The sequence below is a fragment of the Microbulbifer regidiadema (SeqCode) genome (assembly GCF_052467605.1).
Genome location: NZ_CP174318.1, coordinates 1 through 24,009, shown reverse-complemented (window position 1 = coordinate 24,009; position 24,009 = coordinate 1). Strand labels below are relative to the sequence as shown.

Annotated in this window: 21 protein-coding genes and 3 pseudogenes; 7 read left to right on the top strand and 17 right to left on the bottom strand. The window is 51.6% G+C overall.

The window, feature by feature from the left end; genetic code table 11:
* The first annotated feature begins 45 nt into the window (after positions 1–45).
* A pseudogene (locus ACJJIF_RS22300) lies at positions 46–703 on the top strand (DsbA family oxidoreductase).
* 483 nt (positions 704–1,186) lie between these two features.
* Here ACJJIF_RS22300 and eno read toward each other — a convergent pair.
* The 7 genes and pseudogenes from eno to cysQ all read right to left on the bottom strand — a co-directional run bounded on the left by eno (position 1,187) and on the right by cysQ (position 8,954).
* Positions 1,187–2,461, bottom strand: coding sequence for a phosphopyruvate hydratase (gene eno, locus ACJJIF_RS22295; RefSeq protein WP_075698535.1), 1,275 nt, complete (start codon positions 2,459–2,461; stop codon positions 1,187–1,189).
* A gap of 190 nt (positions 2,462–2,651) precedes the next feature.
* A complete protein-coding gene (kdsA, locus tag ACJJIF_RS22290) occupies positions 2,652–3,500 on the bottom strand; it encodes a 3-deoxy-8-phosphooctulonate synthase (RefSeq protein WP_008547281.1) in 849 nt (282 codons plus the stop codon).
* A 171-nt stretch (positions 3,501–3,671) separates the two neighbouring features.
* Complete coding sequence (locus ACJJIF_RS22285; protein ID WP_444932463.1) at positions 3,672–4,322, bottom strand: hypothetical protein; 651 nt, start codon at positions 4,320–4,322, stop codon at positions 3,672–3,674.
* A 120-nt stretch (positions 4,323–4,442) separates the two neighbouring features.
* Entirely contained in the window at positions 4,443–5,033 is a 591-nt protein-coding gene (locus ACJJIF_RS22280; protein WP_008547185.1) for a hypothetical protein, read from the bottom strand.
* A 205-nt stretch (positions 5,034–5,238) separates the two neighbouring features.
* A pseudogene (gene cysN, locus ACJJIF_RS22275) lies at positions 5,239–7,165 on the bottom strand (sulfate adenylyltransferase subunit CysN).
* Positions 7,165–8,073: a sulfate adenylyltransferase subunit CysD gene (gene cysD, locus ACJJIF_RS22270; RefSeq protein WP_008546802.1), complete on the bottom strand. Its 909-nt coding sequence runs from the start codon at positions 8,071–8,073 to the stop codon at positions 7,165–7,167. The pseudogene cysN and the gene cysD overlap by 1 nt, the downstream one beginning before the upstream one ends.
* 71 nt (positions 8,074–8,144) lie before the next feature.
* Positions 8,145–8,954 carry a 3'(2'),5'-bisphosphate nucleotidase CysQ gene (cysQ, locus tag ACJJIF_RS22265; RefSeq protein WP_444932462.1) on the bottom strand — a complete coding sequence of 270 codons (810 nt, stop codon included), beginning with the start codon at positions 8,952–8,954 and terminating at the stop codon, positions 8,145–8,147.
* Positions 8,955–9,215: 261 nt separating this feature from the next.
* On the opposite strand from cysQ, the gene galU reads away from it, so the two are divergent.
* From galU to ACJJIF_RS22250, 3 genes are read left to right on the top strand one after another with little or no spacing between them, the layout of a single operon-like run.
* Positions 9,216–10,100 carry a UTP--glucose-1-phosphate uridylyltransferase GalU gene (gene galU / locus ACJJIF_RS22260; protein ID WP_414134245.1) on the top strand — a complete coding sequence of 295 codons (885 nt, stop codon included), beginning with the start codon at positions 9,216–9,218 and terminating at the stop codon, positions 10,098–10,100.
* 17 nt (positions 10,101–10,117) lie between these two features.
* Positions 10,118–11,128 (top strand): NAD-dependent epimerase, encoded by a 1,011-nt coding sequence (locus ACJJIF_RS22255; protein ID WP_352930095.1) that lies wholly within the window; start codon positions 10,118–10,120, stop codon positions 11,126–11,128.
* Positions 11,129–11,149: 21 nt separating this feature from the next.
* Positions 11,150–12,436, top strand: coding sequence for a nucleotide sugar dehydrogenase (locus ACJJIF_RS22250; RefSeq protein ID WP_444932461.1), 1,287 nt, complete (start codon positions 11,150–11,152; stop codon positions 12,434–12,436).
* 56 nt (positions 12,437–12,492) lie between these two features.
* Here ACJJIF_RS22250 and tgt read toward each other — a convergent pair whose 3' ends face one another.
* The 8 genes from tgt to gyrA all read right to left on the bottom strand — a co-directional run bounded on the left by tgt (position 12,493) and on the right by gyrA (position 20,205).
* Positions 12,493–13,674, bottom strand: coding sequence for a tRNA guanosine(34) transglycosylase Tgt (gene tgt / locus ACJJIF_RS22245; protein WP_352930090.1), 1,182 nt, complete (start codon positions 13,672–13,674; stop codon positions 12,493–12,495).
* Positions 13,671–14,756 (bottom strand): tRNA preQ1(34) S-adenosylmethionine ribosyltransferase-isomerase QueA, encoded by a 1,086-nt coding sequence (gene queA, locus ACJJIF_RS22240; protein ID WP_444932460.1) that lies wholly within the window; start codon positions 14,754–14,756, stop codon positions 13,671–13,673. Before queA ends, tgt begins: the two co-directional genes overlap by 4 nt.
* A 271-nt stretch (positions 14,757–15,027) precedes the next feature.
* Positions 15,028–15,489: a peptidylprolyl isomerase gene (locus tag ACJJIF_RS22235; RefSeq protein ID WP_086003620.1), complete on the bottom strand. Its 462-nt coding sequence runs from the start codon at positions 15,487–15,489 to the stop codon at positions 15,028–15,030.
* A 55-nt stretch (positions 15,490–15,544) separates the two neighbouring features.
* Positions 15,545–16,051, bottom strand: a complete 507-nt coding sequence (locus ACJJIF_RS22230) for a peptidylprolyl isomerase (RefSeq protein WP_014285766.1) — start codon at positions 16,049–16,051, stop codon at positions 15,545–15,547.
* A 198-nt stretch (positions 16,052–16,249) separates the two neighbouring features.
* Complete coding sequence (gene coaD / locus ACJJIF_RS22225; protein ID WP_352930084.1) at positions 16,250–16,753, bottom strand: pantetheine-phosphate adenylyltransferase; 504 nt, start codon at positions 16,751–16,753, stop codon at positions 16,250–16,252.
* A 199-nt stretch (positions 16,754–16,952) separates the two neighbouring features.
* Entirely contained in the window at positions 16,953–17,123 is a 171-nt protein-coding gene (locus ACJJIF_RS22220) for a GNAT family N-acetyltransferase (protein ID WP_444932459.1), read from the bottom strand.
* A 23-nt stretch (positions 17,124–17,146) separates the two neighbouring features.
* The gene (locus ACJJIF_RS22215) at positions 17,147–17,440 is read right to left on the bottom strand and encodes a hypothetical protein (protein ID WP_444932458.1); all 294 of its coding nucleotides are present in this window, start codon (positions 17,438–17,440) and stop codon (positions 17,147–17,149) included.
* Between the two features lie 47 nt (positions 17,441–17,487).
* Positions 17,488–20,205, bottom strand: a complete 2,718-nt coding sequence (gene gyrA / locus ACJJIF_RS22210) for a DNA gyrase subunit A (RefSeq protein ID WP_444932464.1) — start codon at positions 20,203–20,205, stop codon at positions 17,488–17,490.
* Between the two features lie 407 nt (positions 20,206–20,612).
* On the opposite strand from gyrA, the gene ACJJIF_RS22205 reads away from it, so the two are divergent.
* From ACJJIF_RS22205 to galE, 3 genes and pseudogenes are all read left to right on the top strand, one after another.
* Positions 20,613–21,245 carry a MarC family protein gene (locus ACJJIF_RS22205; RefSeq protein WP_008546602.1) on the top strand — a complete coding sequence of 211 codons (633 nt, stop codon included), beginning with the start codon at positions 20,613–20,615 and terminating at the stop codon, positions 21,243–21,245.
* A 112-nt stretch (positions 21,246–21,357) separates the two neighbouring features.
* Positions 21,358–22,290, top strand: coding sequence for a cation diffusion facilitator family transporter (locus ACJJIF_RS22200; protein ID WP_008547303.1), 933 nt, complete (start codon positions 21,358–21,360; stop codon positions 22,288–22,290).
* An 82-nt stretch (positions 22,291–22,372) separates the two neighbouring features.
* A pseudogene (gene galE, locus ACJJIF_RS22195) lies at positions 22,373–23,155 on the top strand (UDP-glucose 4-epimerase GalE); the annotation flags it as partial.
* 165 nt (positions 23,156–23,320) lie between these two features.
* Here galE and ACJJIF_RS22190 read toward each other — a convergent pair.
* On the bottom strand, positions 23,321–23,515 hold the full coding sequence (locus tag ACJJIF_RS22190) for a hypothetical protein (protein WP_444932457.1): 195 nt from the start codon (positions 23,513–23,515) through the stop codon (positions 23,321–23,323).
* Positions 23,516–23,747: 232 nt separating this feature from the next.
* Positions 23,748–23,918 (bottom strand): c-type cytochrome, encoded by a 171-nt coding sequence (locus ACJJIF_RS22185; protein ID WP_444932456.1) that lies wholly within the window; start codon positions 23,916–23,918, stop codon positions 23,748–23,750.
* Between the last annotated feature and the right edge of the window lie 91 nt (positions 23,919–24,009).

Below are 24,009 nucleotides of genomic sequence, written 5' to 3'. Positions count from 1 at the left end.
TAGGCTACAGAGCAAACGCGAATACACCCATAACTGAGAATTCAGATGTCTACTACTGCCCCAATTGTCATTGATGTGATCTCCGATGTCATGTGCCCATGGTGCTTCATCGGCAAACGCCGACTTGAAAAAGCCCTCATGATGTTGCCGGAAAGCACCGTCAAAGTTCAATGGCACCCTTATCAGCTGGATGCGACCCTCCCGAAAGAAGGCAAGGACCGCAAAAAGTATCTGGAAGACAAGTTCGGTGGACCTGAGCGAGCAGAACAGGCCTACTCCCACGTACGCAATGCTGGTGCAGCAGAAGATATCGACTTCCAGTTCGAAGCTATCAAAAAATCACCAAACACCATCGACAGCCACCGCCTGATCCGATGGGCGCGTTCTGAAGGCATGCAGGATGCGATGGTCGAAGAGCTGTTCAAACTCTACTTCACCGAAGGCGCGGATCTGACAGAGCAAGCAAGTTCTTGTCGACGCAGCAGAACGGGCTGGTCTCAACAGCAAACTCGTCTCAGATCTTCTGGACACTGATCAGGATGTCAAAGAAGTGGAAGCGGACGTATTCCGCGCCCACGAAATCGGCGTCACCGGTGTTCCATTCTTCGTCATCGACGGCCGCTTCGCAGTCGCAGGAGCCGAGAACCCGGAAACACTGGCTGCAGCCATCCGCCACGCGGAAGAAACGAAAACTGGCGAATAGCACGTGCTCTGAAAATATTCCTTTCGTCTTCAAAATCACATGAGCTGAATAAGTCCGGTTGACTGAAAACCTGCCACACTGGTGTTTCGTTAGCGCCAATGGCTTCAAGGGGAATCTTGCAATGAGCAAACGCAGAACCTTCATTCGTTATTCTTCACCGCTTATCTTCTGGTCTTTTCAGTAGTTGTGCGCTGTTCATAACAGGAGAGATAACAGGCTGCGATGTTCCCGAGGGCTGCTAATCCCTGCTCTATGGCAGGGTAGATTCGGGCGAGTCTTCTCTACTCGTCTCGGCCTGTTTGCCGCTTGGGGGCTTTTGCTTGTTCCCATCTTGTGGAGTTACATGATTGTTGGCTGGGGCGCTTATGAAATTGTGGCCTATGCATATCGCCGACTTAAGAAATAATCTCATTGCAGTGAAGGAACAAAAAAGCCGGCCCAAATGGACCGGCTTTCTTAATTTCAAGCAGATGCTGAAAGGTCTTATCCGCGTAGGATAGAACGACCAGCAAACACGCCCTGTACACCCAGCTCTTCTTCGATACGGATAAGCTGGTTGTACTTAGCCATACGGTCAGAACGAGACAGGGAACCAGTTTTGATCTGGCCACAGTTGAATGCAACTGCCAGGTCAGCAATGGTGTTGTCTTCAGTTTCACCGGAACGGTGAGACATAACAGAGGTGTAGTTTGCACGGTGTGCCATATCGACAGCTTCCATGGTCTCGGTCAGGGAACCGATCTGGTTCACTTTAACGAGGATGGAGTTTGCAGTGTCGTTTTTGATGCCGCGAGCAAGACGCTCTGAGTTGGTCACGAACAGGTCGTCACCTACCAGCTGACACTTACTGCCGATTGCCTGGGTCAGGGACTTCCAGCCATCCCAGTCTTCTTCAGCCATACCGTCTTCGATGGAGAACACTGGGTACTTGGAAACCAGATCTTCAAGGTAGCGAACCATCTCATCGGAACCAAGGATCTTGCCTTCGCCCTTCAGGTTGTACTTGCCGTCCTTGTAGAACTCCGTGGAAGCCGCATCAAATGCAAGCATCACGTCGTCACCAGGGGTGTAACCAGCTTTTTCGATCGCGTTCAGAACGAAACCGATAGCCTCATCAGTAGAACCGATACCAGGCGCGAAACCACCTTCATCACCAACGTTGGTGTTGTGGCCAGCAGCGGAAAGGCCCTTCTTCAGGGTATGGAAAATTTCCGCACCCATGCGAACAGATTCACGCAGAGAGCTTGCGCCCACTGGCATGATCATGAATTCCTGGAAGTCGATTGGGTTATCAGCGTGCTCACCACCGTTGATGATGTTCATCATCGGAACTGGCAGAGTGCGTGCACCGAAACCGCCAACGTAGCGGTAAAGCGGCATTGCAGCAGCTTCTGCAGCAGCTTTAGCAACAGCAAGGGAAACGCCCAGGATAGCGTTTGCACCAAGACGGCCTTTATTGTCGGTGCCGTCAAGTTCAATCATTGCACGGTCAATTTTGATCTGATCTTCAGCGTCCATGCCGCCGATTGCATCAAAGATCTCACCGTTTACAGCTTCAACAGCGTCCTCAACACCTTTGCCGAGGTAACGCTCACCGCCATCGCGGCGTTCAACAGCTTCAAACGCGCCAGTGGAGGCGCCGGACGGAACAGCAGCCCGACCGAAGGAGCCGTCTTCCAAAAGCACATCAACTTCAACAGTTGGGTTGCCGCGGCTGTCAAGAATTTCGCGACCGATAATGTCGATGATAGCAGTCATCTAAGAGTACTCCAATGTACTTGTAGAGTGTGGAATTTTGGCTCTAAGAGCTTTTACCTGAGGCGCTGCCCCCAAGGAAGAGAAGAGACCGTACTCCTCTGTAAATCCTTGGGAATAAACGAATGTATTTTGTCGCACCTCTACGTAAAAACGCAGTATTTTGTCACTTACCTTAGGTGCCGTGAAATATCTAAAGCGTAAAACTTCCGTTTTTCGCGATCCGGTCAAACTCCTGCAACCACTTCAGCAGGTCTTTGAGTCGGTTCAGTGGGATCATATTCGGACCATCAGATGACGTTGTGTTGTCAGGATCGTCATGTGTCTCCACAAACAGCCCTGCAATGCCCACTGCAATAGCAGCACGGGCAAGCGTCGCAACAAACTCACGCTGGCCACCAGAAGACCCGCCAAGGCCACCTGGCTGCTGTACGGAGTGCGTTGCATCAAACACAACAGGTGCGCCCATCTCAGCCATGATTGGCAGTGCGCGCATATCTGAAACAAGAGTGTTGTAACCAAATGTTGCGCCACGCTCGCACAACATCACGTTGGAGTTGCCGCTCTCAACGACCTTGGTCATGACGTTTTTCATGTCCCAAGGCGCGAGAAACTGTCCCTTCTTCACATTCAGCGCTCTGCCGGTTTTCGCAGCAGCAACAAGAAGGTCAGTTTGGCGACACAGATAAGCTGGAATCTGCAACACATCGCAAACTTCACCAACTGGCGCACAATGGCTTGGTTCGTGCACGTCAGTGATAACTGGCAGACCGTAGGTCTCTTTGATTTCCGCAAAGACCTCAAGACCACCCTTCATGCCCATGCCACGGCTGGCAGAAAGGCTTGTCCGGTTTGCTTTGTCATAGCTCGCCTTGAAAACCAAACCAATGTTCAACTCTTCTGCAATTTCCTTGACTGCATGCGCCATTTCCAAGGCATGCGCCCGGCTCTCCATCTGGCACGGGCCAGCGATCAGAGAGAACGGTTTATCATTTGAAAAGACAGCGTTTCCGACGGAAACTTCTGAGTTCGGTTGAGACACGAAGAGATCTCCTTAAAGGCGTGAATATAATCCAAAAGTTGATTAGGCGCTTTGGCACCAAATTACAAGAGCGTGAACGCCCTGTTGTGCGTCTGAAGAGGGTTTTAGGAGGCCGTCACCTTCGGAAGCTCAAAGCTCACTTTGCAGACCTGCAAGTTATCACCCTTCCCTTCATCTGCGTTGATTGAGAAGCTTTTGCTTCAAGGCGAGCGCTCTCAACGACCTCTCCTGCTTCGGGACCGGATCCGGATTTTTGTAGCTCTTTTTCCTGCGCACATTCTCATTGCAAGGAATGACGGAGCATACACTCCCACCAACTCGTATAACGAGGCACTCATCTGTTCTTGTAACGCTGACCTGCAACGGCTCTAAAGTTCGTCTCTTCTGTTTCCTTAGGCGCTGCCTGCTTTGGCTGATCTCCTGCCTTTGGACTTTCAATGCCTGCAGTTTTTCCTCCAACAACTCGCATTGTCTGGCAGTTACTTCATATTCACTCTGCAAAGCTTGATATCTGGCGGATTCAGCACCGTTGTTGTTCTTCTCCAGCCGCATCAGTTTCTTTGAGAGGTGTCGACACACATCTTCAGCAGCAGCAAGTTCTTGATCAACCTCTGCCGCTTCCATCTCTCCCAGTTCCATCAGATCACCGAGTTCATAGTCCTCATTTTCAGAGGACTGCCATGGCCTCAAAGCATCCGGATCGGCAAGGATGGCCTTATACTGAGCAAGAGCCTCTTTGCTTAGATCCCAATCTCCAACAACCCGTGCTCCCCACTTGTGGAAGTGATCAACGCTCTTAAAATGTCGTGTAACTGTGATCATGGTGAGCTCTATCACATGAAGAACATCATAATTCTGGAAGCGAAGCCTCAGGCCAGCTCCGCTTCAACATGAAGGATTGCCAGAAAAAGCATTCTCACTTTCTGCTATGCATCAACAGGCTTATCCGATGATCATCGAGTATTCCGCACTCTTTCCCATAAGCACGATCAGGCTTTTTGCATCGGTCGTGAGAGTGACCCCATAACTCTTCGCGATTTTGTCTTTCTCTTTGTCGTAGACATCCAAAAGCTGCTCAAATTGCTTTTGAAGAGCCGCTCTTTGAGCAATCTTCTTTTCCGCAGCGGCATAACTCTTGTTCGCAGCATCCAGGTGTTGACGAAGCTGCTGGTACTTATCATTCCCCAGAAGCTGTTTTGTGTCTCCCCTGACAGAATTTTCCAAGGTTTTCATACCTTTGTTGATTTGCTCAACTGTATTATGCGCTTTGATGTACTCATCCTGTGCCTTTGACAGGCTTTTGACGGCTTTTTCTGCTCTATCAATGTCACTGGAGATTTTCTTCAGCTTGGGATCTTCTTCAACAAGCGACATATACTTCTTCTCGATGCCTGCCTTGTCGCTTGTCAGCTTGCCGTACTTATCAATGTCCTTGGCTGGCAGTTTATGCTTCTTTTCCATTTCCTTTTTGAAGGCAGGCACACCGCTAAGGAACTCTTTGACATTCTTATATTTTTTAAGCGCTTTCGGCATCTGATCCTCCCATAGCCTTAAAATGAGATCAGTTGAGTTAGGCCGAAACCTAGCGGAACTCGCTTCCTCAAAAAATTACGGGGTGTTTGTTTGGTAAAAAAACATCTCAGAAAATGCGCAGACTTATCTCGGTTCCAATGTGAGCGAACACAAAAAAGGCCGGGAACTTTCGCCCCCGGCTTTGAATAGAAGTTACTGTTTCGGTTTAGATGACCCAGGTGTTGTCCGAGCCAATAAAGCCATCAGCAAGCAGCCGATCTACAATCTCATCAGCAAGAGACTCAACGGTCCGGCCTTGCGTCTTCAGATGTAATTCCGGTGCTTCCGGCGCTTCATAAGCACTGTCGATACCGGTGAAGTTGGTGATCTCTCCTTTACGCGCTTTCGCATAAAGGCCTTTGGGATCACGCGCTTCGCAATCCTCAAGCGAGGTATCAACGAAGATCTCGTAGAACTCGTCATTCTCCAGAAGGTCACGCGCAAGCTGGCGCTCGGCTTTGAAAGGCGAGATAAACGAAACCAGAGTGATCAGACCTGCGTCGACAAACAGCTTGGACGTCTCCGCAACCCGGCGGATGTTCTCCACCCGGTCAGCGTCAGTGAACCCAAGATCCTTGTTGAGGCCATGGCGAATATTGTCACCATCGAGCAAATAGGTATGGCGACCCAAGCTTAGCAGTTTCTGTTCAACCGCATTTGCAATGGTTGACTTGCCAGAACCAGACAGACCTGTGAACCAGAGAACGGCAGGCTTTTGTCCTTTCAGACCACCACGTGCCTTTTTGTTCACATCCAGAGCCTGACGATGAACGTTTGTTGCACGGCGCAGACCAAACCAGATCAAACCAGCTGCAACCGTCTCATTGGTCATGCGATCAATCAGGATGAAACTACCGGTGTCACGGTTTGCTTCATAGGGATCAAAGGCAATCGCCTCAGACAGCGCCAGATTACAGAACGCAATCTCGTTGAGTGAGAGTTCCTTGGCCGCATGATGATCGAACGTGTTCACATCGACCTTGTGCTTAATCTCCGTCACGCTCGCACCAACAGTCTTGGTACCGCATTTCAGAAGATATGGTCGCCCAGGAAGCATGGCATTTTCAGACATCCAGATCAGATGCGCTGCAAACTGGTCGCTCACATCAGGACGAGAATGCACCGGAGCCAAAACATCACCACGGGAAATGTCGATCTCATCAGTCAGGGTCAGAGTAACCGACTGACCATCGTCAGCACGTACCTGATCCCCATCCATGGTGACAATCTTCTCAACACGGCTGGTTTTGCCAGACTGTGCGACAACAACTTCATCACCAACACTTGACAGAACCACCACGAACCGTACCGCTATAGCCGCGGAAATCCAGATTTGGACGGTTCACCCACTGCACTGGAAAACGGAACGCAGCCTCACTGTGTTCATGGCCCAGCTCAACATTCTCAAGATGCTCAAGCAGGGTTGGGCCAGTGAACCAGCTCAATTTGTCACTGCTGGTGGTAACATTGTCCCCAAAGCGCGCTGAAAGCGGGATAACTTCGCAGCTGTCAAAATCAAAACCAGATGAGAAGCTCTCAAACTCAGCCTTGATTTCATTAAAACGTGTCTGGTCATAATCAACCAGATCGATCTTGTTGACGGCCAACACCACATGACGCACACCAAGCAGCGAAGCGATAAACGCATGGCGACGTGTCTGCGTCAGCAAACCATTGCGCGCGTCAACCAGCAAGATAGCCAGATCTGCTGTGGAAGCGCCTGTCGCCATGTTACGGGTGTACTGCTCGTGACCCGGTGTATCAGCAACGATGAACTTGCGCTTCTCGGTAGAGAAGAAGCGATAGGCCACATCAATCGTGATGCCCTGCTCACGTTCAGCTTCCAGACCATCTACCAGCAAAGCCAGATCGATATCATCTGAAACGGTACCGTGTTTACGGCTGTCTTTTTCAAGCGCGGCCAGCTGATCTTCAAAAATCAGCTTCGTGTCATAAAGCAAACGTCCGATCAGCGTGGACTTTCCATCATCCACGCTACCGCAGGTCAGAAAACGCAGGAAACTCTTGGATTCCTGGGAGTTGATGTAGTTGGACAGATCAAAAGCTTCTGCCACTGGCGTGATCTTATTCATTAGAAATACCCCTCACGCTTCTTCTTCTCCATGGAACCAGAGCTGTCGTGATCAATCAGGCGGCCACTGCGCTCGGAAGTCCGCGCAATCAGCATTTCACTCACAATGTCTTCAAGAGTGTCTGCGGTGGATTCAACTGCACCGGTCAGCGGATAACAGCCAAGAGTTCTGAAGCGAACATCACGATGCTCAACCTTCTCACCCGGCTCCAACCGGAAGCGATCATCATCCAACATCAACAGCGTACCATCACGCTCAACAACCGGACGTTTCGCAGAAAAGTAGAGCGGCACGATATCGATGCCTTCAGCGAGGATGTATTGCCAGATATCCAGCTCAGTCCAGTTGGAAAGCGGGAACGCACGAATGGATTCACCCTTGGCAATACGGCCATTGTAAAGAGACCATAGTTCTGGTCGCTGGTTTTTCGGATCCCAACCGTGGCTCGCAGAACGGAACGAAAAAACGCGTTCTTTTGCGCGAGATTTCTCTTCGTCGCGTCGTGCGCCGCCAAAAGCTGCATCAAACTTATATTTCGTCAGCGCTTCTTTGAGCGCTTCCGTCTTCATGATGTGCGTGTAGTTGGAGCTGCCGTGATCAAACGGGTTGATATTGTTTTTGACACCCTCTTCGTTCGTATGAACGATGAGATCCAACCCGTACTTCTCAACCGTGTGGTCACGAAAGGAAATCATCTCCTTGAACTTCCACGTGGTATCCACGTGCAGAAGCGGGAACGGAGGCTTGGAAGGATAGAAGGCCTTAAGAGCAAGGTGCAGCATCACTGCGCTGTCTTTACCAATGGAGTAAAGCATCACAGGGTTATCAAACTCTGCTGCCACCTCGCGAATAATATGAATGCTCTCGTTTTCTAGTCGTCGCAGATGCGACTGGCTATCAATGCCCATCACGGTCTCCAAAGGACGTGTCGTTAAGTCTTGAGCCAGAGTTTAACGGTTGAGCATTGCTGAGCCGAAGCTTACCAACCCGACCTTAAGCCATAATGGGAAATAATTTTTTCGTCCGCGACCGCTAAAAAGCACGGATTTGCGAAGGGCTTGTCCTGAGGCGTTTTCAGCTTGCCGTATTCAAGCGGCTCGCCACCTTCCACAACTACAGAGCCACCAGCAGCGCAAAGAATCGCCTGACCAGCAGCCGTATCCCACTCCATTGTTGGCTCCATACGCGGATAAAAGTCAGCTTTTCCTTCAGCCAGACGACAGAATTTCAAAGAGGATCCTGCAGCGACGATAGAAGAGTTCTCCAGTTTCTCTAGCATGGCATTGGTGCGTTCGCTGCGATGAGACCGGCTGGCAAGCACACGCAACTCTTCAGAAAACGCAGAACAGTTCATCTGCGCCACCTCACCAAGCTCAAGCCCGCTGGCCTCAGCACGATACGCACCTTGCCCGACTTCACCCCAGAACAACTCTCCCGTCACAGGAGCATAAATGACGCCTTTGGTTGGGGTTCCATCTTCAATAAGAGCAATATTGACCGTGAACTCGCCATTGCGGCTGATGAACTCACGCGTTCCATCCAATGGATCAACAAGAATAAAGCGGGATCCGATTTCCGGCATGATACCCGCAGCCATAGCCTCTTCCGCAATCACGGGCACATCCGGGCAAAATGTTGAGAGGTGATTGAGGATGATTTCTTCCGCTTGCTGGTCAGCAATCGTGACAGGAGACCCATCACCTTTTGTCTCAGACTGAAAGCCTTCCTCATAAATCCCCAGAATTCGTTGCCCGGCTTCTAACGCCGCAAGCTTAAAACCTTCAATCACAACTATACCCCTGATAGCCTTCTGTTCATCTGGGAGTAACTTTTAAAGCAGCATGTTCTGGAGAAACAAGAGAGCTTCACAATTTCGCGATAATTGACTGCGAATGAACATCTCTGAAGAATGAGTAATTCAAATTTCGGGCAATCGAAGCATTATGTCCTAGGACAAATTCATTTGATACCATTGACGAGCCTAACACGCTGCCGATAAGTGCTTTCAAAATGACTGTTTCGATCTCCTTGACCTAAGGAATTCAAATATATGACACGTGCAATACGAAAAGCTGTTCTCCCGGTTGCTGGTCTGGGCACCCGCTTCCTGCCTGCAACAAAAGCCGTTCCAAAAGAGATGCTCACTATTTTGGATCGTCCCATCATCCAATACGTGGTTGATGAAGCACGGGCTGCTGGGATCGAGCACATCGTATTTGTAACTGGCCGCAACAAGCAAGTAATCGAAGATCACTTCGACATTGCTTATGAGCTGGAAGAAACGCTGCGCCGTCGCAACAAAGAACACGCGCTGGAGCTGCTTGAAAAAATCCGTCCTTCTGCAGGTACAACAAGCTTCACCCGTCAGCAGGAACCGCTGGGCCTTGGTCACGCAATCTGGTGTGCTCGCGACATCATCGGCAACGAACCATTCGCAATTTTGCTGCCAGACATGCTGATGAAAGCGCCAAAAGGCTGTCTCTCTCAGATGGTCGAAGCCTATGAAAACCACGGCGGTAACATCATCTCTGTTGAGGAAGTGCCGTGGGATCAGACCCATAAGTACGGCATTGTTGAACGTGACGCACCTCGCGCTGATGAAACTTTCGCCATTACAGGTATGGTCGAGAAGCCAGAGCCAGGCACGGCACCTTCCAACCTTTACATCAACGGTCGCTACATCCTTCAGCCGGAGATCTTTGGCCTGCTGGAAAACCAGAGCACTGGTGCTGGTGGAGAAATTCAGCTCACAGACGCAATGCTCACTCTCATGGGGCAGCAGGACTTCCACGGCGTTGAATTCCGTGGAGAAACTTACGACTGTGGTTCTCGCTCAGGGTTCTTGTCCGCAAATGTCGCTTACGCATTGGACGATTCGGAGCTTGCAGCTCAGCTGCGTCCGATGCTGGACAAACTACTTGTAAAAACCAGCTGAGTATCGGGAAACGTGAAATGGAAAAAGTACTTGTAACAGGCACTGCCGGCTTTATCGGCAATGCTGTGGCCCTCCGTCTGTTGCAAGATGGTTATCATGTCATCGGACTTGATTGCGTCACCGACTACTATGATGTGACACTCAAGGAAGAGCGACTGAAACGCCTCACAGCTTCAAACCATTTCACTGAAGAACGGATCAGGCTTGAAGATGCAGAAGCTGTTATGCGCATCTTCAAGCAGCACGCACCGTCAAAAGTCATTCACCTCGCCGCTCAGGCAGGTGTGCGCTACTCCCTTGAAAGCCCTCAGTCGTATGTAGACGCGAACGTCACGGGCTTCCTGTCCATTCTGGAAGGCGCGCGCGCCCACTCTGTAAAGCATCTGGTCTATGCGTCCACCAGCTCCGTTTATGGTCTGGACGAAACTATGCCGCTGTCGACACATCGCGGTGGCAACCATCCGGTTTCCTTCTACGCAGCAACCAAAAAAGCCAATGAGGCGATGGCGCACTCTTATGCGCACCTCTTTGACATCCCCTGCACTGGCCTACGGTTCTTCACCGTATATGGCCCTTGGGGGCGCCCGGACATGGCCCTCTTCAAGTTCACCAAGGCCATCCTTGAAGGGGAACCCGTTCCGCTTTTCAACCACGGCAACATGATCCGCGACTTCACTTATGTGGATGACATCGTCGAAGGCATCGTTCGCATTGCAGATCTTCCACCACAGCGCTCAGATGACTGGGATGGCAAAAACGCTGACCCAGCAACCTCCAGTGCGCCATATCAGGTCTTCAACATCGGTAACAGCGATCCTGTTCAGCTGATGGATTACCTTGCCGCAATCGAAGAAGCGTTGGGCATGGAAGCGAAGAAAGAGTTTCTTCCGTTTCAGGCCGGAGACGTCGCAGCAACCTTCGCAGATGTTACAGATCTGATTGAGACAACAGGCTTCAAACCGCAAACCTCCGTAAAGGCAGGGGTTGCAAACTTCGTCAAATGGTATCGGGATTACTACAATGTCTAGGACGTCCCAAGGTGCCATTTTATGGAAGAAATCGTCTCAGTTGTCGGGCTTGGCTACGTAGGTCTGCCCGTTGCTTGTGCACTGGCCCACGCCGGTATCAAAACAATTGGTTACGACATTGATCGTCACCGGGTTCAGGAACTCCTTGAAGGGAAAGATCGAACCTCATCCGTCACCAAGACGGCTCTTTCTTCCAAAAATCTGACACTGACTTATTCTGCGCCTGATATCAGACAGGCGCGGATCCACATTGTGGCAGTTCCCACCCCTATCAACATCTCCAAACGCCCCGATCTCGGCCCAATCAAAAAGGCTTCCAAGATTGTTGGCGCGTTCATGAAACCCAACGACATCGTTGTCTTTGAGTCCACTGTCTATCCGGGTGCTACAGAAGAAATCGCCGTACCACTTCTCCAACGGGAATCCGGCCTGAGGTTCCCTAGAGACTTTCAGATTGGCTATTCACCTGAACGGATCAATCCTGGCGATAAAAAGCACACGCTCTCCAATCTCCTCAAAATCGTTTCAGCAAGTTCCGACGAAGCCTTGGAAACACTGGCAGAGCTTTACGGCAAGATCGTCAAAGCTGGCATCTACAAAGCCTCATCCATCAAGGTGGCAGAAGCTGCAAAGGTCATTGAAAACACCCAGCGCGATCTCAATATCGCACTCATGAACGAACTCTCCATGCTGTTCCATGCCATGGATATCGATACGCGGGATGTTCTGGAAGGTGCGTCAACAAAGTGGAACTTCCTACCATTTCATCCCGGCTTGGTCGGAGGCCACTGCATCGGAGTTGATCCTTATTACTTGACCGATAAAGCACACCAGCTGGGCTTCTCTCCGCAAGTGATCCTTGCCGGACGGGGCACGAATGAGAGCATGAGCCGTTTCATTGCAACGGAAGTCATACAAGGCTGCGTCAAGCTCGCCCGCCCTATGCCGCCTCGGATCGCGGTCTTGGGCATAACCTACAAAGCCGATGTGCCGGATACCCGAAACTCCAAAGTGATTGATTTGATCCGGGAACTGGAGCGTTTCGGCGCACATATCTTCGCCGTCGATCCACTGGCAGATCCGCAGCACACCAAAGACAACTTTGACATTGAACTTTACGAAGACTCTCCTCCCGGAGATTGCGATGCTGTTATCCTCGCAGTTCCACATCACGCCTTCTTCGAAAACGAAGAACCATGGCATGTCATGGAACGTTACTTAAGCGCTGAAAAAGTGTTCGTGGCCGACCTACATGGCCTGCTGGAACGAGAAAAGACACCAGAGCACGTAAAATTGTGGCGCCTATAAAAAAGGCTTGAATGCACTCACATCCAAGCCTTCTTGTTGTTCAATGAGATACAGTCTTATGACCAAACATAAGGCTCAATATCACCACGAGCCCAGTCTTCTTTGGTCTTCTGGCGAAACTCTTCGAAGCGGCCTTCATCGATTGCATCGCGGATGCCCTGCATGAGGTACTGGTAGTACGCAAGGTTGTTCCAGGTCAGGAGCATCGCTGCCAGACCTTCATTCACGCGCACCAGATGATGCAGATAAGCACGGGAGTACTTGGAAGTTGCTTCGCAGTTAGACAGCTCATCCAACGGACGTGGATCTTCTGCGTGACGTGCGTTCTTCAGATTCACCTTACCAAAGCGGGTGTAAGCCAGACCGTGACGACCAGCGCGAGTTGGCATGACGCAGTCAAACTGGTCGATACCGCGGGCAACACTTTCCAGAATATCTTCAGGCGTACCAACACCCATCAGGTAGCGCGGCTTGTCCTTTGGCATCGCTGGCGTGGTGATTTCCAGCATCTTCAGCATCACAGCTTGCGGCTCACCGACGGCCAAACCACCAACAGAGTACCCTTCCATCGGAAGTTCACCCAGACGCTGAGCGGATTCGATGCGCAGATCAGGCACATCACCACCCTGAACGATGCCGTAGAGGCCCTGTCCCTTTTGTGGGCCACCCATTTTCTCAAACTGAGCACGGGAGCGCTCAGCCCAACGCAGAGACAGCTGCATAGCGCGCTCAACTTCGTCACGCTCAGCAGGAAGCGCGATACACTCATCCAGCTGCATCTGAATGTCGGAACCCAGAAGGCCCTGAATTTCAACGGAACGTTCCGGGCTCATGAAGTGCTTGGAGCCGTCGTGATGTGAGGAGAAGGTCACGCCTTCTTCTGTCATCTTGCGCAAGCCAGACAAGGACATCACCTGAAACCCGCCAGAGTCCGTCAGGATCGTGTGATCCCAGCCCATGAACTTATGCAGACCACCCAACTTGGCGATACGCTCTGCTGTTGGACGCAGCATCAGGTGGTAGGTGTTGCCCAGAACAACATCAGCGCCCAGATCACGTACCTGTTGTGGGTACATGGCTTTTACGGTCGCTTGCGTGCCAACTGGCATAAACGCTGGCGTGCGCACCTTGCCGTGCGGGGTTGTGATTTCACCACGGCGGGCCATGCCATCGGTCTTCAGCAGTTTGAAGGAAAACGGCTTGGCGTCCTGCTGTGTATCGATAGTCGTTTCGGTCATTTTGAAGCCTTCTTGAACAGCAGCGAGCTGTCTCCATAACTGTAAAAACGGTAGCCAGAGCTGATGGCATGCTCATAAGCGCCACGCATTTCTTCCATGCCACTGAGCGCACTTACCAGCATGAACAGCGTAGAGCGCGGCAGGTGGAAGTTGGTCATCAACGCATCGATGGCTTTGAACTTGTAGCCCGGCGTAATAAAGATGTCAGTGCTTTGGGAGATCGGGTTGATGATCCCCTCTTCCGTAACTGCACTTTCCAGAATGCGCAGTGAGGTTGTGCCAACAGAAACAATCTTGTTGCCACGTGCACGCACAGCGTTGAGCGCAGCGGCAGTCTCTTCGCTGATCTCACCATACTCAAAGTGCATTTTGTGATCTTCGGTCTTGTCAGCTTTCACTGGCAAAAACGTACCTGCACCAACATGAAGCGTCACAAAGTGCTTTTCTACGCCGCGCTCTTCCAAAGCTGCAAACAGGCGATCTGTAAAGTGCAGGCCAGCGGTTGGCGCTGCAACAGCACCTTCATGCTTGGCGTAGATGGTCTGATAGTCTTTACGATCCTGATCATCTTCTGCTCGCTTGGCCGCGATATACGGCGGCAGCGGAATGTGACCAACCTGTGCGATTGCGGCGTCTAGATCACCTGCGGAGCGATCAAACTCAAACAGGATATCTCCTGCTTCAGACTTCTCAGTCACAACAGCAGAAAGCTCAGCCGCATCCTTGCTTTCTTCATCAAAAGAAAAGCGAACGGTATCGCCAACCTTAAGTTTCTTGGCTGGGCGTACAAAGGCGCGCCACTCTTTCGCACTTGCACGCTGGTGCAGCGTCACACCTACTTTAGCCGTCACGCCATCACGGGTGCGAAAGCCGAGGAGCTGTGCAGGAATTACTTTTGTATCATTGAAGACCAATGCATCACCTGGCTCCAGCAAATCAGGCAGAGACAGCACCTGATCATCCGTCAGCAGTTGCTCCCCATCAGGGCGCACCACCAACAAGCGTGAACTGTCACGCGGCACTGCCGGACGAAGCGCAATGTTTTCCGGCGGCAGATCAAAATCAAAATCATCAACCAGCATAGGGTATCCAGCTTTACAAAACAGCATCTCAGCGCCGCACAAAATGTGGTCGCCTTTTATCCGCTGTCTTATTGGAATTACGGCTCAAACGCCGGTCACCTGCAGGCCTTACTGTCACCTATCCCGCAGCCAAACGCTTGAAGCCACTGGGGGATACCCTTTAGTCCGATTAAGGTCAACCTGTTTAGACCTGCCGCGTCCATTTGCATGCAGGCAAAGAAAAGGCCCGGCAAATTGCCGAGCCTTTTCAAAAATCGCAATGCGCTCAAAATTAAGCGTCTGCTGCAACCTTCAAAGAAACGATCTTGTCTGGGTCTACAACTGGCTCACCGCGCTTGATCTTGTCGATGTTGTCCATGCCTTCAACAACCTGACCCCAAACGGTGTACTGGCCGTCGAGCCAGTTTGCTTCGCCGAAGCAGATGAAGAACTGGCTGTCACCAGAGTTCGGATCCATGGAGCGCGCCATGGAACAGGTGCCGCGCACGTGCTTAGCATCGTTGAACTCAGCTTTCAGCTTCTTGCCAGAACCGCCGGTACCTGTACCCTGTGGGCAGCCGGTCTGAGCCATGAAGCCGTCAATCACACGGTGGAACACGATGCCGTTGTAAAAGCCTTCACGTACCAGCTCTTTAATGCGAGCAACGTGGTTAGGTGCCAGGTCAGGACGCAGTTCAATAACAACGTTACCCTGAGTGGTTTCCAACAGCAGTGTGTTTTCTGGATCTTTGATATCAGCCACGGGACTGTCCTTTATCTTAGAATAAGTCTGAGTGCAGACATAGCCTTTACTTGGCGTCTGCCGCAACCTGCATTTTGATGATCTTATCAGGGTTACGAACAGGTTCGCCGCGTTTGATCTTGTCTACAGCGTCCATTCCGGAAACCACTTCACCAAATACGGTGTACTGACCGTTCAGCCAGGACCCTTCATTGAACATAATGAAGAACTGGGAGTTCGCGCTGTGTGGGCTGCGGGAACGAGCCATACCAAGAGTACCGCGCTTAAAAGGAGCCTTGGAGAACTCAGCCTTCAGGTCAGGCAGTTCAGAACCACCCATGCCTGTGCCGGTCGGGTCACCAGTCTGCGCCATGAAGCCATCAATCACACGGTGGAAGACGATGCCGTCATAAAAACCTTCACGGGTCAGCTGCTTAATGCGCTTGACGTGCTCAGGAGCAAGATCAGGACGCAGCGCGATTTCAACGCGGCCATCTTTCAGGTCCAGATAAATCGTGTTTTCAAGATCTTTGGCGCTGGCGGTAAATGGCATCATAAATGCGCCCAGAACCATCGCACATGCTGTCAGGATACGTAGCAAGATTTCTGTCCTTGTCTTAACCAAAGCGCACCGCCCTAGGCCCCAATCGACCTGAAGAGCAAGGTGCGCGTACAAAACACTAATTAGCGGTGATGCGTGATTGCACATAAACGCGACGCGCTAAAAAAGTCTAACCCTATCAAATAGGCAGTCTTTCCTGTTGCGTTGTTTTTAAGCAATCTCAAAGCGCTTTTTCAGCGCAGCCTCAACACACTTGGGGACAAACGAACTGTAATCTCCCCCCATCTTCGCAATCTGGCGCACCAGTGTAGCCGTAATTGGGCGCATCACAGGCGAACTTGGAAAAAAGACAGTCTTGATGTCCGGCGCCATGGCACCGTTCATGCCAGCCATCTGCATTTCGTAGTTTAGATCTGTCGAGTCACGAAGACCCCGCACCAGGATGTTGGAGCCATGCTCCCGAGCCGCATCAACAACAAGCCCGGTAAAGGAAACAGTGCGAATGCGCGCTGCATTTTCCTTGCCAAACTGCTCTTCGCAAGCAAGGCGGATCAACTCCACCCGTTCCTCAAAAGAGAACAACGGAGCTTTGGAGGCCTGAATACCGATGGCAACGACCACCTCATCAGCCAGAACCAACGACTGCTCCAGAATATCCAGATGGCCGTGCGTCATAGGATCAAAGGACCCCGGATAAAGTGCAATGCGCTTCATATAATATCTCGCGTCACTAGATGCCTCCCCATAAGCATCAAAGATGACGCTTACCTCTCGGGCGTTTGCGCGATTGAACCTATTTTTACTAAGTGTTTCAAGCTGTTTCTGATCAGCTTAGCCCAGCAATATGTCGAAGAAGATACAAGCTTGCTCATCTGGTGAGAGTTCGATCTGCAAGAAAGCGCTTCCGAAGTGCTTAAGAACGCAAAGAGCGCGCCATACCAATGGACCCTGGAGCTGTTTCTTTAAAGCCAAATTGCTCATAAAGCTTATTGGCAGGCACGTCGGCTATGAGGCTTACATAGATCGGACGCTCTTTAATCTCATCAATAAACTGATTAAGAGCAGCCATGATTTGCTTTCCCAAACCTTTTCCCTGGTGTTCAGGATCTACAGCAATATCAACCACCTGAAAAAGCAGCCACCGTCCCCAATCAGTCTACCCATGCCAACTGTTTGGCCCTCATGAAGAATCGAAACACCAAATAGTGTCGCCGCCAATCCCTTACGTGCCCCATCTTCAGAAAAGCCGCTCAAACCAGAAATGCGGCGCAATCGCATGTAATCTTCCAGTCTGGGCGGTTCCCGCAATACTTCGTATGTCATTTCAAATTCCAAGTTCAAAACCCAATCAAGACCATATGCATTTCTTGTAGAACTTGAAACCGATACATCACCACTCACATCTCAGGCACCCAATAAAAAAGGGAGCCGAAGCTCCCTTTCTCAAATCATTCAGCACTTGGCGTCTCGCCGCCGTCACCCTTAGGTACCGGTGGAACTGCTCCAGCCTCGCCGTTATCGGCTCCGCCTTCACTTGCGCCTTCCGCTTCCACGTTTTCGTCATCATCAGCTTCACTAATACGCTCCACTGCAACAACTTTTTCATCCGCGGAAGTATTGAAGACAATCACACCCTGCGTGGAACGGCCAGCAACACGGATACCGTGAACAGGACAACGGATCAGCTGACCACCGTTGGTCACCAGCATGATCTCATCACTCTCTTCACTGCGGAAGGAAGCAACCAGACGACCGTTTCGATCGTTCACAGTCATCGCAGCAATACCCTTACCGCCACGACCAGTGGTCCGGTACTCGTAAGAGCTGGTGCGTTTGCCGTAACCGTTTTCAGAAACAGTAAGAATGACTTCTGCATTCTCGTCCATTGCCTCAAAACGCTCTTTGGTCATGCCGGCATCTTCAAAGGATACGCTCTCAGCACCCTCTTCACCACTCATCGCACGTGAAAGCTTCAGGTAAGCAGTACGCTCATCTGAATCACAGTCGAAGTGGCGCAGGATGGTCATGGAGATAACGTGATCACCCTCAGCAAGGTTGATACCACGCACACCAACGGAGTTACGTCCGGAGAACACACGCACATCTGTCGTTGGGAAGCGAATACACATGCCCGCAGAAGTCGTCAGAAGAACATCATCGTCTTCGGTTGACGTCATCACGTTCACGATGCCATCGCCCTCTTCCAGCTTCATCGCGATTTTGCCGTTCTTGTTGATCTGCGCAAAATCAGAGAGCTTGTTCCGGCGAATGGTGCCGCGCTTGGTCGCAAACAATACATCCAGCTCTGCCCATGTCTCCTCATTTTCAGGAAGTGGCAAAATAGACGTGATGCGCTCACCCTGCTCCAGAGGAAGCATGTTCACCAGCGCATTACCACGTGCCTGAGGACCAGCCAGCGGCAAACGCCAGACTTTCATCTTGTAGGCAATACCGCGGGAAGAGAAGAACAGAACTGGCGTATGCGTGTTGGCAACGAACAGACGCGTTACGAAATCCTCGTCCTTCGTCTGCATGCCGGAACGGCCCTTACCACCACGACGCTGTGCACGGTAAGTATCCAGAGGAACACGTTTGATGTAGCCGGAGTGAGAAACGGTCACGACCATATCTTCACGCTGGATGAGATCTTCATCATCCAGATCGCCACCGCCATCGGTGATCTCAGTCCGGCGCGGTGTTGCAAACTCATCACGAACTTCTTCAAGCTCAGTGCGAACGATCTCAAGGATGCGTTCACGGCTCTTCAGAATATCCAGATAGTCTTTGATTTCCGCAGCAAGCTTATCCAGCTCATCACCAATTTCGTCACGACCCAGAGCGGTCAGACGTTGCAGGCGAAGATCCAGAATAGCGCGTGCCTGATCTTCAGAAAGCTTGAATGTGCCATCTTCCTGAATTGCATAACGCGGATCATCGATCAGCTGAATCAGAGGCTCAATGTCTTTTGCAGGCCAGTTGCGCTCCATCAGCTGACGACGCGCAGTCGCCGGATCCGGCGCAGTACGGATCAGATGAATAACATCATCGATGTTCGCAGTCGCAACAGCCAGACCGACCAACACATGCGCACGATCACGTGCTTTCGCCAGCAGGAAGCGTGTACGGCGTCCAACAACCTCTTCACGGAACGCGATGAAGGCCTTGAGCATGTCTTTCAGAGCAAGCTGCTCAGGACGACCACCATTCAGCGCCACCATGTTACAGCCGAAGCTCTGCTGCAGCTGAGAGTAGCGATAGAGCTGGTTCACGATGACGTCAGGAACCGCATCCTTCTTCAGCTCAATAACAACGCGCATGCCCTGACGGTCAGACTCATCGCGAATGTCGGAGATACCTTCGATACGCTTCTCACGCACAAGTTCCGCGATCTTTTCGATCATTGCAGACTTGTTGACCTGATAAGGGATCTCGGAGACGATAATCGCCATACGGCCGGCACGGATCTCTTCCGTGTCCACCTTACTGCGCATGATCACGGAGCCGCGGCCATTCTCGTAGGCCGCTTTGATACCCGCACGGCCAAGAATAATGCCGCCAGTCGGGAAGTCTGGGCCCGGAATGATTTCCATCAGTTCAGGCAGAGTGATTTCAGGACGCTCGATCATTGCGATCGTGCCGTCAATCACTTCACCCATGTTGTGCGGAGGAATATTGGTCGCCATACCAACCGCAATACCGCCAGCACCATTGACCAGAAGGTTCGGATAGCGAGCCGGAAGAACCTCAGGCTCCTGCTCAGAACCATCGTAGTTCTCATGGAAATTGACCGTATCTTTGTCGATATCGGAAAGCTGAGTGTGAGCAACTTTTTCGAGGCGACATTCGGTGTAACGCATCGCCGCAGCGCGGTCACCGTCAATCGAGCCAAAATTACCCTGCCCGTTAATGAGCGGCAGACGCATGGAGAAATCCTGCGCCATACGAACAAGAGCATCATAAATCGCACTATCACCGTGAGGGTGATACTTACCCATAACGTCACCAACGACGCGGGCGGATTTACGGTAGGGCTTGTTCCACTCATATCCGTTTTCATGCATGGAATACAGAATACGGCGGTGAACCGGCTTCAAACCATCACGAACATCGGGAAGCGCACGGCTTACAATCACGCTCATCGCATAATCGAGATAGCTGCGCTTCATTTCATCTGTGATAGAGACGGGCCGAATGTCGCTGGGTAGGCCACCTGGTGGTGTACTTAAGTCCTGATCTGCCAAGGATTATTCTCATCAATTTAAGTCAGAATTCCGCACCTTTATAGCCGATTCAAACCGCAGAACCAAACGCCACAAGCCCTGAAAAGACACCTAATAACAACTACCTTACCCCACGGCCTGATCCGCGGCAGGTCCCTAGGCCTTTCTACGCAGTTTCGTTGCTCAAAAGCCTCGCTCTTCCTCATAAAAATACTAAGCTCAGTTCAGGTGGTGCAAAAACCTATCAAACTCTTGCCAAATACAACATTGTCTGTTAGCGCCCTCTCAAGAACCGCAGAATTGCGGGTAAAACGCCCGAACTCGGGCCCACCCCACATACAAGGTAAAGCGCAATGCTCATTGAGTTTCTGATCAATGCATTTGCCATGCTGTTTGTCACCATTGACCCAATTGGTCTGGCGCCGATTTTTCTGGCCGTAACCGCCGGGGCAAGCAGTGTTGAGCGCCGTCAGATCGCGATCAAAGCCGTGATCATCTCTGGCGTCACGCTCCTGGCATTCTTCTTTGCCGGACGCCAGCTTCTGGAAGTTCTCGGCATCTCTCAAGCGGCCTTTAAGGTTGCGGGCGGCCTTCTGCTCTTCATCATTGCAACTGAGATGGTGTTCGAACATCGCCAGAAGCGTAAAGCTGAAAGCGCCGAAAAAGTCGTTGAGCAGGAAGACCTGTCTCAGACAGCTGTGTTTCCGCTGGCCATTCCTCTCATTGCAGGTCCGGCAACCATCTCTGCCATCATCCTGCTCGCAGGCCAGGCACCGGGCTTCACAGGCCAGATGAGCCTGATCGCTGTCCTCCTATCCGTGCTTGCACTCAGTTTCTTCGTATTCCTGCTGGCAGCACGCATCGACAAACTGCTCGGTTCAACGGTTCAGCTGATCATCACCCGTCTCTTCGGTGTGATCCTGGCGGCCCTGTCCGTTCAGTTCGTCGCAGACGGCATCTTCTCGCTGATCGAGATGCACTCTTAAAACAGCTTTGCGCCCGCAGCACTTGTGGGCGCACCCTTCCCGAAAATGAGATAGGACTTGAAGTCCAAAATCCCCTTCGTAAAGTCACCATTGTATTTTATGGAGGATTCGAATGGCTGCCCACGGCTCCAAGAAAGTCATTTTCGCCGCCCTTGCTGGCAACACACTCATTTCGATCACCAAGTTTGGCGCCGCAGCTTACACCGGCTCAGCCGCAATGCTGTCCGAAGGCATCCATTCCCTCGTCGACACGGGCAATCAGGGCCTTTTGCTGCTTGGCATGAAGCGCGCAGAAAAGCCTGCTGACGAAAAGCACCCATTTGGCTACGGCTCCGAAATCTATTTCTGGGCATTCGTCGTCGCCATCATGATCTTCGCAGTCGGCGCTGGCATCTCGCTTTACGAAGGCATCCAGAAGATCATCCATCCGCACCCACTCGAATCCGCATTTGTCGCTTATGTGGTTCTGGGCCTTGCCATCATCTTCGAAGGCTGGGCCTGGATGGTCGCATTCAAAGAATTCCAAAAAACCAAAGGCAAACGCCCGTTCATGACGGCGGTCCGCGACAGCAAAGACCCAACGGTCTTCACCGTTCTGTTTGAAGACACCGCTGCAATGCTGGGCCTTCTCGTTGCTCTTGGCGGCATCTGGGGCGCTCAAACTTTTGGCATCGTATGGCTGGACGGTGCAGCATCAGTCGTCATCGGCCTTATTCTGGCAGGCACAGCCTTCGTGCTCGCCCTTGAAACCAAAGGCCTCCTCATCGGCGAAAGTGCTTCTGACGAGCTTGTAGCATCGGTGCGTGAGATCCTGAACGCACCATCAGCTATTAAAGGCGTCAACGAAATCCGCACCCTGCACCTCGGCCCGAATGACGTCCTCCTTGCAGCATCTCTGGATTTTGAAGACGCACTCACAGCAGGCGCCGTTGAGGAAGTCATTTTCTCGCTGGAAGATACAATCAAACGCGCGCACCCTGTGATCGGACGCGTCTTCCTGGAAGTACAGGCCGCACGTGACCATCAGATTCTTGAGGGCGAATAATCAAGGCTAATTCTTTTGCATAGAGATCCGACAGGAAGCACTCTATGAAACACACCTATTTTGAGAAGTCTTGGGGCAGACAATGACCATACTTGTAACAGGCGGCTGCGGATATATTGGAAGCCATATGACGTGGTGCCTTCACGATGCCAAAGAGGACTTCGTTGTCATCGACAACCTGTCCACTGGCTTTGACTGGGCAATACCGCAGAGCGCTAAACTTTACGAAGGTGAGATCACAGATCTTGATCTGCTCCAGACGATTTTCCGCAATCATGATATCACGGCAGTTATTCACTTCGCCGGCTCAATTATTGTACCAGAGTCCGTCTCTAACCCATTGAAATACTACAATAATAACACGGCAGCTTCACGCACACTGATTGAAGCGTGCGTGAAGAATGGCATCAAGCACTTCATCTTCTCTTCTACGGCTGCTGTTTATGGGGATCCGGAAGTTATTCCGGTTTCTGAAGATACACCCCTAACCCCCTTAAGCCCTTACGGCACTTCAAAGCTTATGACAGAGCTCATGCTGCGCGACACCGCCGCTGCACATGACTTCAAATACACCGCATTACGCTACTTCAATGTGGCAGGCGCGGACCCTGAAGGCCGCACCGGTCAATCGACCAAAAACGCCACTCATTTGATCAAGGTTGCCTGCGAAGCAGCACTCGGCAAGCGCACTCATCTTGGCATTTTTGGCGATGATTTTGACACTCCGGACGGCACCGGTGTGCGCGACTACATCCATGTGTCCGACCTCGCAAGCGCGCACTACCTCGCCCTCAAGCGCCTGCGCGATGGCGGCGACAGCATCGTCATGAACGCTGGTTACGGCGACGGCTATTCCGTACTCCAGTGAAGCGCGCACGAAAAACGCGAAAGCGTTTCACGATAAATGCGAAAACAAGGATTCATTCCCACGGTAACACGGTTAAACACCCAGTGGGCATAACTGAACCAAAGAAGTGACAAAAAAATCGAAGATGGAATTGGCGGTGGGGAAGAGATCAAACAAGATGGCTTACCGGCGCCCGTCGATATTGATCCAGGGGAGAAAGAAAAAAGCCAGCAGCAGCGGCAGGCCGGTATATTTGCGAACGCGGGTGAAAACACCCTTGATATGTCGGATGTAGACTTTGTCTTCCGACTCATACAACATGCGATAGCGAACTTCGCCATCACCTCTGTTCCTCACGGTTGGAATTAAATCACTCACACAAACCTCAACTCCGCACGGGACATCTGTACGCGGGCCAGGTAGCCACTTATGTTGAGGGTTTTTTCTCCGTCCCTGTAGCGCCCGGAGTCCCTTGATAAAACAAGGCCCAGCAAATGCCGGGCCTCAATAGTAAATTACTGCTTTTCTTCTTCCTGCTGGGACAGGCTGTAGACATAGGCCGCTACCAAGCGGATTTTGTCTTCGCGCAGCTTGTCTTTTTGCGCGGGCATCATATTGGTACGACCGCCGCGACAGTGTGCTGGATCTGGTCGCGGCTGCTGCCGTAGAGCCAGATATTGTCAGTCAGGTTGGGCGCACCCAGCATTTGGTTGCCCTTGGCATCCAGACCGTGACAGGCCATACACACGGTGTTGAACACCTTCTGACCCTCAGCGGCCATAGTGGGTCGTGCTCCAGGCCATTCAGGATACTGGCAGTGTTCTTCACGCCTTCCTCACCGATCACCGGACCTGAGCCTGGCGCGACGACTG

Excerpts from the sequence above, each read along its gene's own strand:
- eno (WP_075698535.1), bottom strand. The coding sequence starts at position 2,461 with ATGACTGCTATCATCGACATTATCGGTCGCGAAATTCTTGACAGCCGC.
- ACJJIF_RS22285 (WP_444932463.1), bottom strand. The coding sequence starts at position 4,322 with ATGATCACAGTTACACGACATTTTAAGAGCGTTGATCACTTCCACAAG.
- ACJJIF_RS22280 (WP_008547185.1), bottom strand. The coding sequence starts at position 5,033 with ATGCCGAAAGCGCTTAAAAAATATAAGAATGTCAAAGAGTTCCTTAGC.
- cysD (WP_008546802.1), bottom strand. The coding sequence starts at position 8,073 with ATGGGCATTGATAGCCAGTCGCATCTGCGACGACTAGAAAACGAGAGC.
- galU (WP_414134245.1), top strand. The coding sequence starts at position 9,216 with ATGACACGTGCAATACGAAAAGCTGTTCTCCCGGTTGCTGGTCTGGGC.
- ACJJIF_RS22255 (WP_352930095.1), top strand. The coding sequence starts at position 10,118 with ATGGAAAAAGTACTTGTAACAGGCACTGCCGGCTTTATCGGCAATGCT.
- ACJJIF_RS22250 (WP_444932461.1), top strand. The coding sequence starts at position 11,150 with ATGGAAGAAATCGTCTCAGTTGTCGGGCTTGGCTACGTAGGTCTGCCC.
- tgt (WP_352930090.1), bottom strand. The coding sequence starts at position 13,674 with ATGACCGAAACGACTATCGATACACAGCAGGACGCCAAGCCGTTTTCC.
- queA (WP_444932460.1), bottom strand. The coding sequence starts at position 14,756 with ATGCTGGTTGATGATTTTGATTTTGATCTGCCGCCGGAAAACATTGCG.
- ACJJIF_RS22230 (WP_014285766.1), bottom strand. The coding sequence starts at position 16,051 with ATGGTTCTGGGCGCATTTATGATGCCATTTACCGCCAGCGCCAAAGAT.
- coaD (WP_352930084.1), bottom strand. The coding sequence starts at position 16,753 with ATGAAGCGCATTGCACTTTATCCGGGGTCCTTTGATCCTATGACGCAC.
- gyrA (WP_444932464.1), bottom strand. The coding sequence starts at position 20,205 with ATGAAGCGCAGCTATCTCGATTATGCGATGAGCGTGATTGTAAGCCGT.
- ACJJIF_RS22205 (WP_008546602.1), top strand. The coding sequence starts at position 20,613 with ATGCTCATTGAGTTTCTGATCAATGCATTTGCCATGCTGTTTGTCACC.
- ACJJIF_RS22200 (WP_008547303.1), top strand. The coding sequence starts at position 21,358 with ATGGCTGCCCACGGCTCCAAGAAAGTCATTTTCGCCGCCCTTGCTGGC.
- ACJJIF_RS22185 (WP_444932456.1), bottom strand. The coding sequence starts at position 23,918 with ATGGCCGCTGAGGGTCAGAAGGTGTTCAACACCGTGTGTATGGCCTGT.